Below are 8,152 nucleotides of genomic sequence, written 5' to 3' on the forward strand. Positions count from 1 at the left end.
ACGTTTCTATATCCATTCCGGTGGAGTAGGCAGGGGGCCGTCGGGTGTGACGGCGAGTGTGTCGCCGCCGCCACGGCCGATCAGCCAGGCGGCGAGGTCCGGTGCGGGACCGGAGACGACCGGGGCGCCGACCCGGTCCCCGATCACCAACTCGTGCGGGCCGCCGTCGACACGCAGCACCATCGACGGCGGCGCCGGCCGGTTGCCGTGGTGGGTGGCCGCCTCGCGCAGCAGCCGGAGGGTGAACGTCTCCGACCATGCCGAGGCGCGGTAGCCGGCGGCCAGATCGAGATGGTGCACCTCGATCTCGCGCAGCCGACCCCAGACGAGCAGCGCGGCGGGCCACGGGCCCCGGCGAGCCTGCACCGTCGCCGCCCACGCCTCGGCCGGCATGGCGGCGACCGCCTCGGCGAACAGGTCCGCGGTACGCCGCAGGTCGTCCAGGTGCTCGGCGGGTGGCCGGCCGGCGCCGGACTCGATGTCGGCCGTCCGGGCCGCGAGTGAGGCGTACATCGGCACCGGCTGCCCGGTGCGGGCCGAGGTGAGCAGGTTGACGAAGCCGTCGGCGTTGCGCGCCAGGTGGGCCAGCACGTGCCCGCGCGTCCAGCCCGGCAGCAGCGAGGGGCCCGCCAGGTCCGCGGCGTCGAAGGCGGCCGCGGTCCGCAGCAACCGGTCGGTGGCGGCGTCCACCTCACCCATCAGCAGCAGCGGATCCGTGGTCACCCGTAGACCCTAGCGGTGAACCGGGCGGGTCGTCGCCGGGGAAATCGCTTTCGGCGCGTCGGCGCGCGCCCTACCGTCGGCGGCATACGCGGCACCGGGACGTCGGACGGAGGTGGTGATCATGCCGGCCGTGACACGCGTGTTCCGCCATCACCCGTTTCGACACCGATGAGGATGCCATGACGATCGATCTGACCGCCCTCGGCTGGGACGCCGAGCGCGCGGCGTACGGCACCCGGCGGGGTGAGCACCGACCGGCCCGGGTGGCCCGGGTGGACCGCGGGGTCTGCACGGTGCTCGCCGCCTCCGGCCCGGTCCGGGCCAGCCTGGGCGGAGCGGTCCTGGCCGCCGCCGCCCGGGATCCCTCCACGCTGCCCTGCGCGGGCGACTGGGTGCTGCTCGGGCAGTGGCCCGACGGCCGCGTCACCGTCGAGGCGGTGCTGCCGCGGCGGGCCGCGCTGATCCGCCGTACCGCCGGTAAGGACGCCAGCGGCCAGGTGCTGGCCGCCAACCTCGACGCCGCCGCCGTGGTGGAGCCGGTGCACCCGGAGCCGGACGTCGGCCGCATCGAGCGACTGCTCGCCCTGGTGCACGAGTCCGGAGCCCGGCCGCTGGTCGTGCTGACCAAGGCCGACCTCGCGGCCGACCCGGGCGCGCTGGCCCGGCAACTCGCCGCGGTCGCACCCGGTGTGCCGGTGCTGCCGGTCAGCGCCGAGCGCGGCGTCGGGCTCGACCCGCTGCGCGCCGAGGTGGCGCCGGGTCGCACCCTCGGCCTGCTCGGGCCGTCCGGTGCCGGTAAGTCGAGCCTGGTCAACGCCCTCGCCGGTGCCGTGATGATGCCCACCCAGGCGATCCGGCGGGTCGACGGCAAGGGTCGGCACACCACCACCTGGCGGGCGCTCGTACCGATCCCCGGCGGCGGTGCGGTGATCGACACGCCCGGGGTACGGGCGGTCGGCCTGCTCGACGGCGTGACGGGGCTCGACCGGGCGTTCGCCGACATCGCCGGGCTGGCCGAGGGCTGCCGGTACGCCGACTGCGGGCACGACGGCGAGCCGGCGTGCGCCGTCCGCGACGCGCTGCGCACCGGCGAACTCTCCACCCGTCGGTGGGAGAGCTGGCGGCGGCTGCAGGGTGAGGTGGCGCACGAGAGCCGGCGGCGGGAGGCGCGCACGGCCGCCGAACGACGCGGTGGGTGGCGCTCGGCCCGACGTCGGGCGGCCCGACCGCCGGCGCCCGGCGGCTACTGAGCCCGGCGGTGCGTGCCGCGCTCGCGGGCGCGCGGCCAACCGGGCTGAGCTGGGGGAATGTGCGGGCGCGGGAAACTGTCGTACCTCGGGGCTAGAGTTGCCGAGGCGTGATTTCCGCGCCCGCACAACCGCTCAGAATCACTCCAGAGCGGGACAGATCCTCCGCATCGTCTTCTCCCGGGAGTACACGCACCGTGGCCGACCGACTGATCATCCGTGGCGCGCGCGAGCACAACCTGCGTGACGTCAGTCTCGACCTGCCCCGGGACGCGCTCATCGTGTTCACCGGGCTGTCCGGGTCGGGCAAGTCGAGCCTGGCCTTCGACACGATCTTCGCCGAGGGGCAGCGGCGCTACGTCGAGTCGCTCTCGTCGTACGCCCGGCAGTTCCTCGGCCAGATGGACAAGCCCGACGTCGACTTCATCGAGGGCCTGAGCCCGGCCGTCTCGATCGACCAGAAATCCACCTCGCGCAACCCGCGTTCGACCGTCGGCACCATCACCGAGGTCTACGACTACCTGCGCCTGCTCTACGCCCGCATCGGCGAGCCGCACTGCCCGGTCTGCGGCGAACGGATCTCCCGCCAGAGCCCCCAGCAGATCGTCGACCGGGTCCTCGCGATGACCGAGGGCACCAAGTTCATGGTGCTCGCCCCGGTCATCCGCGGCCGCAAGGGTGAGTACGTCGACCTTTTCGCCGAGCTGCAGGCCAAGGGCTACGCCCGTGCCCGCGTCGACGGTGTGGTGCACCCGCTCACCGAGCCGCCGAAGCTCAAGAAGCAGGAGAAGCACACCATCGAGGTGGTGATCGACCGGCTCACCGTCAAGCCGAGCGCCAAGCAGCGGCTGACCGACTCGGTCGAGGCCGCCCTGGGCCTGTCCAGCGGCCTGGTGCTGCTCGACTTCGTCGACCTCCCCGAGGGCGACCCGGACCGGGAGCGCCGCTACTCCGAGCACCTGGCCTGCCCCAACGACCACCCCCTCGCCATCGAGGATCTCGAGCCCCGGGTCTTCTCCTTCAACGCCCCGTACGGCGCCTGCCCGGAGTGCACCGGCCTGGGCACCAAGAAGGAGGTCGACCCGGAGCTGCTGGTCCCCGACCCGGAGCGCACCCTGCGCGAGGGCGCCATCCAGCCCTGGTCCACCGGGCACAACCTGGAATACTTCCTGCGCCTGCTGGAGGCGCTCGGCGACGCCCAGCACTTCACCGTCGACACCCCGTGGCGGGCGCTGCCGGCCCGGGCGCAGAAGACGATCCTGCACGGCTCCGACGACCAGGTGCACGTGCGGTACCGCAACAAGTACGGCCGCGAGCGCTCCTACTACACCGGCTTCGAGGGTGTGGTGCAGTGGATCGAGCGCCGGCACTCCGACACCGAGTCCGAGTGGTCCCGCGACAAGTACGAGGGCTACATGCGCGACGTGCCGTGCGCGGCCTGCGGCGGTGCCCGGCTCAAGCCCGAGGTGCTCGCCGTCACCCTCGCCGGCAAGAGCATCGCCGAGGTCTGCAACCTGTCCGTGGGCGAGTGCGCCGACCTGCTCGCCGGCATCGAGCTGACCGACCGGCAGAAGATGATCGCCGAGCGGGTCCTCAAGGAGATCAACGCCCGGCTGCGGTTCCTGCTCGACGTCGGCCTGGACTACCTCTCCCTGGACCGGCCGGCCGGCACCCTGTCCGGCGGCGAGGCGCAGCGCATCCGGCTCGCCACCCAGATCGGCTCCGGCCTGGTGGGCGTGCTCTACGTGCTCGACGAACCGTCGATCGGGCTGCACCAGCGCGACAACCACCGGCTGATCGAGACCCTGATCCGGCTGCGCGGGCTGGGCAACACGCTGATCGTGGTCGAGCACGACGAGGACACCATCCGCGTCGCCGACTGGATCGTCGACATCGGGCCCGGCGCGGGCGAGCACGGCGGCAAGATCGTGCACAGCGGGTCGGTGCCGGCCCTGCTGAAGAACAAGGAGTCGATCACCGGCGCGTACCTGTCGGGTAAGCGGTCGATCCCGACGCCGAAGTCGCGCCGCCCGCAGGACGCGGCCCGCGAGCTGGTGGTGCACGGAGCGCGGGAGCACAACCTGCGCAACCTGACGGTGTCGTTCCCGCTGGGTCAGCTGATCGCCGTCACCGGGGTCAGCGGCTCGGGCAAGTCGACGCTGGTCAACGACATCCTGTACGCGGTGCTGGCCAACCAGATCAACGGCGCCCGGTTGGTGCCCGGCCGGCACACCCGGGTCGCCGGCCTGGAGCACGTGGACAAGGTCGTCGGCGTGGACCAGTCGCCGATCGGCCGGACGCCGCGCTCCAACCCGGCCACCTACACCGGCGTCTGGGACCACGTCCGCAAGCTCTTCGCCGAGACCACCGAGGCGAAGGTCCGCGGGTACGGTCCGGGCCGGTTCTCGTTCAACGTCAAGGGTGGGCGCTGCGAGGCGTGCTCCGGCGACGGCACCATCAAGATCGAGATGAACTTCCTGCCCGACGTGTACGTCCCCTGCGAGGTCTGCAAGGGCGCCCGGTACAACCGGGAGACGCTGGAGGTGCACTACAAGGGCAAGACCGTCTCGGACGTGCTGGAGATGCCGATCGAGGAGGCCGCCGAGTTCTTCTCCGCCATCCCGGCCATCCACCGGCACCTCAAGACGCTTGTCGACGTCGGCCTGGGCTACGTACGCCTCGGCCAGCCCGCGCCGACGCTGTCCGGCGGTGAGGCGCAGCGGGTCAAGCTCGCGTCCGAGCTGCAGAAGCGTTCCACCGGGCGGACGGTCTACGTGCTCGACGAGCCGACCACCGGCCTGCACTTCGAGGACATCCGCAAGCTGCTGATGGTGCTGGAGGGCCTGGTCGACAAGGGCAACACGGTGATCACCATCGAGCACAACCTCGACGTGATCAAGACGGCCGACTGGCTGATCGACATGGGCCCGGAGGGCGGCCACCGGGGCGGCACCGTGCTCGCCACCGGCACCCCCGAGGAGGTGGCCGAGGTGGCCGAGAGCCACACCGGCCAGTTCCTGCGCCAGGTGCTCACGCTCGACGGCGAGGCCAAGGGCGCGGCGGCGGCCACGACCCGGGCCGCCAAGGCCAACGGCACGACCAAGGCGCGGGCCAGCCGTAAGGTACCGGCCGCCGCACGCTGACCTCGGCCGGGCTTGGCCGGTTTTTGTGCGGGGCGGGTCCGGTCGGGCCCGCCCCGTCCGCATTTCCCGGGTCGGACAGGCGGCGCGATGAACCATCCGGCACAGTTGCCCGTGTGAAGAAGTGTGGCCGGCTCTCGGACCGGCGCAGCGGGCTAGAGAGAGGCGAGGCATGAGTGACGATCAGGCGCTGACCGGTCCCGGTACGCAGACCCGTCGAGCCCTGCTCACCGGTGTCGGTGCGGTCGGTGCGGCCGTCGTCCTGGCCGCCTGCGGCAGCGACGACGGCAGCGGCAGCGACGCACCCACCAGCGGTGGCCCGGCGGTGCCCAGCACCGGTGACGCCGGCGGCGGCGACCGGCAGAACGCCCAGTCGCTGGCCACCACCGCCGACATCCCGGTCGGCGGCGGCAAGGTCCTCGCGGCTGAGGGCGTGGTGATCACCCAGCCCGCCGCCGGTCAGTTCAAGGGCTTCAGCCCCATCTGCACCCACCAGAACTGCCCGGTCACGAACGTCGACGGCGGCACCATCAACTGCACCTGTCACGGCAGCAAGTTCTCGATCGAGGACGGCTCGGTGAAGGCCGGGCCGGCCACCAAGCCGCTGCCGCCCAAGGACATCAAGGTCACCGGAGACCAGATCTCCCTCGCCTGACGCGCTGATCGACTCGGGCTTCGTGGCCGGGGTGTCCGGCGACACCCCGCCGTCCCCGCAGCCCGAGTTGATCAAGCGCTGACCGTGGGGTGTCGGGAGTGCGGACTAGGATTGTCGGTGTGGCTGACCCCTCGACCTACCGTCCCGCACCCGGCACCATCCCGGAGTTACCGGGGGTCTACCGCTTCCGTGACGGCACCGGCCGAGTGATCTACGTCGGCAAGGCGCGAAACCTGCGCAGCCGGCTCAACTCCTACTTCGGCGACGTCTGGAACCTGCACGAGCGCACCCGGCAGATGGTCACCACCGCCGAGTCGGTGGACTGGATCACCGTCGGCACCGAGGTCGAGGCGCTCCAGCAGGAGTTCACCTGGATCAAGCAGTACGACCCCCGGTTCAACGTCCGCTACCGCGACGACAAGTCGTACCCCTACCTGGCCGTCACCCTCAATGAGGAGTACCCGCGGCTGCAGGTGATGCGCGGCGCCAAGCGCAAGGGCGTGCGCTACTTCGGGCCGTACTCACACGCCTGGGCCATTCGGGAGACCCTCGACCTGCTGCTGCGCGTGTTCCCTGCCCGGACGTGCTCCGCCGGGGTGTTCAAGCGGGCCGGCCAGGTTGGTCGCCCCTGCCTCCTCGGCTACATCGGCAAGTGCTCGGCGCCGTGCGTCGGCTCCGTCTCCGCCGACGAACACCGCGCCATCGTCGACGGTTTCTGCGACTTCATGGCCGGCCGCACCGACACGATGGTCCGCAAGCTCGAACGTGAGATGACCGAGGCGAGCGAGCAACTGGAGTTCGAACGGGCCGCCCGGCTACGCGACGACGTGGCCGCGCTGCGCCGCGCCATGGAGAAGCAGACCGTGGTGCTGGGCGACGGCACCGACGCCGACGTGGTCGCGTTCGCCGACGACCCGCTCGAGGCGGCCGTGCAGGTCTTCCACGTCCGTGACGGCCGGGTCCGTGGCCAGCGCGGCTGGGTGGTGGAGAAGACGGAGGACCTGACCACCGGCGACCTGGTGCACCACTTCTGCACCCAGGTGTACGGCGGGGAGCACGGCGAGAGCGACGTACCCCGGGAGTTGCTCGTGCCCGAGCTGCCGGCGGACGCCGACGCGCTGGCCGAATGGCTCACCACCCACCGGGGCAGCCGGGTGTCGCTGCGGGTGCCGCAACGCGGCGACAAGCGGTCTTTGATGGAGACCGTCGAGCGCAACGCCAAGGACGCGTTGGCCCGGCACAAACTCAAGCGATCCGGTGACCTGACCACCCGGGGCAAGGCACTGGACGAGATCAGCGAGGCACTGGACATGCGCACCTCGCCGCTGCGCATCGAATGCTTCGACATCTCCCAGATCCAGGGCACCGACGTGGTGGCCAGCATGGTGGTCTTCGAGGACGGGCTGCCCCGCAAGAGCGAATACCGGCGGTTCATCGTCCGAGGCGCCACCGACGACCTCTCCGCGATGTCCGAGGTGCTGCGCCGCCGCTTCGCCCGCTACCTGGACGCGCGGGCCGAGACGGGCGAGGTGGGCGTCGAGTCGACCGACGACCCGGCCGCCCCGGCCGACGCCGCCGAGCCGCAGGTCGGCGTCCTGATCGACCCGACCACCGGACGGCCGCGCAAATTCGCGTACCCACCCCAGCTGGTGGTCGTCGACGGCGGCGCCCCGCAGGTCGCCGCCGCCGCCCAGGCCCTCGCCGACCTGGGCATCGACGACGTGGCGCTCTGCGGGCTCGCCAAGCGACTGGAGGAGGTGTGGCTCCCCAACGACGAGTTCCCGGTCATCCTGCCGCGCACCTCCGAAGGGCTCTACCTGCTGCAACGGGTCCGCGACGAGGCGCACCGCTTCGCCATCACCTTCCACCGGCAACGCCGCTCCAAGCGGATGACCGAGTCGGCACTGGACCACGTACCCGGCCTGGGAGAGGTGCGGCGCAAGGCCCTGCTGCGGCACTTCGGTTCGCTTAAGCGACTCTCCGCCGCCACCGTGGACGAGATCACCGAGGTGCCCGGCCTGGGTCGGCGCACCGCCGAGGCGATCCTGGCCGCCCTCGACAAGGACGCACGGGCCGACGGCGGCGCGGAGGCCACCCCCAGCACGAGGCCTGCGGGAGGCTGAGCCCGGTACGTGTCCCCGGAGCCTGTCGCGTCCGTTCGTGCCGTCCTGCCGCTCAAGATCCGCGCAACGTCGGGGATGTTGCTGTCTCAGCGCGTCGTGAGGCAGCAACATCCCCGATAGTGCTCGGATCTTGACTGTGTCCGGGGCGGGGTGGTCGTCCGGGTGCGGTAGGCGCTCTTCTTGGGGCCGGGTTTCGGGGTGATTGTCCGGTTCGGGGCCGGTGTCGGGGTGCGGTGGTGGCCTGGCGGGGTGGTTGTCCGGTCC

Annotated in this window: 5 protein-coding genes; 4 read left to right on the forward strand and 1 reads right to left on the reverse strand. The window is 71.8% G+C overall.

The window, feature by feature from the left end:
- Positions 1-6: 6 nt before the first annotated feature.
- Complete coding sequence (locus F8271_RS10280; protein ID WP_151489469.1) at positions 7-723, reverse strand: maleylpyruvate isomerase family mycothiol-dependent enzyme; 717 nt, start codon at positions 721-723, stop codon at positions 7-9.
- 179 nt (positions 724-902) lie between these two features.
- Between F8271_RS10280 and rsgA the strand changes: the two genes are divergently transcribed.
- The 4 genes from rsgA to uvrC all read left to right on the forward strand — a co-directional run bounded on the left by rsgA (position 903) and on the right by uvrC (position 7,888).
- Positions 903-1,973 (forward strand): ribosome small subunit-dependent GTPase A, encoded by a 1,071-nt coding sequence (gene rsgA, locus F8271_RS10285; protein ID WP_151489470.1) that lies wholly within the window; start codon positions 903-905, stop codon positions 1,971-1,973.
- A gap of 194 nt (positions 1,974-2,167) precedes the next feature.
- A complete protein-coding gene (gene uvrA / locus F8271_RS10290; protein ID WP_151489471.1) occupies positions 2,168-5,113 on the forward strand; it encodes an excinuclease ABC subunit UvrA in 2,946 nt (981 codons plus the stop codon).
- A 169-nt stretch (positions 5,114-5,282) separates the two neighbouring features.
- A complete protein-coding gene (locus F8271_RS10295) occupies positions 5,283-5,765 on the forward strand; it encodes a Rieske (2Fe-2S) protein (protein WP_151489472.1) in 483 nt (160 codons plus the stop codon).
- Between the two features lie 119 nt (positions 5,766-5,884).
- Positions 5,885-7,888 carry an excinuclease ABC subunit UvrC gene (gene uvrC / locus F8271_RS10300; RefSeq protein WP_225854377.1) on the forward strand — a complete coding sequence of 668 codons (2,004 nt, stop codon included), beginning with the start codon at positions 5,885-5,887 and terminating at the stop codon, positions 7,886-7,888.
- The last annotated feature ends 264 nt before the right edge of the window (positions 7,889-8,152 follow it).

This window comes from Micromonospora sp. ALFpr18c (assembly GCF_008868155.1).
GTDB lineage: Bacteria > Actinomycetota > Actinomycetes > Mycobacteriales > Micromonosporaceae > Micromonospora.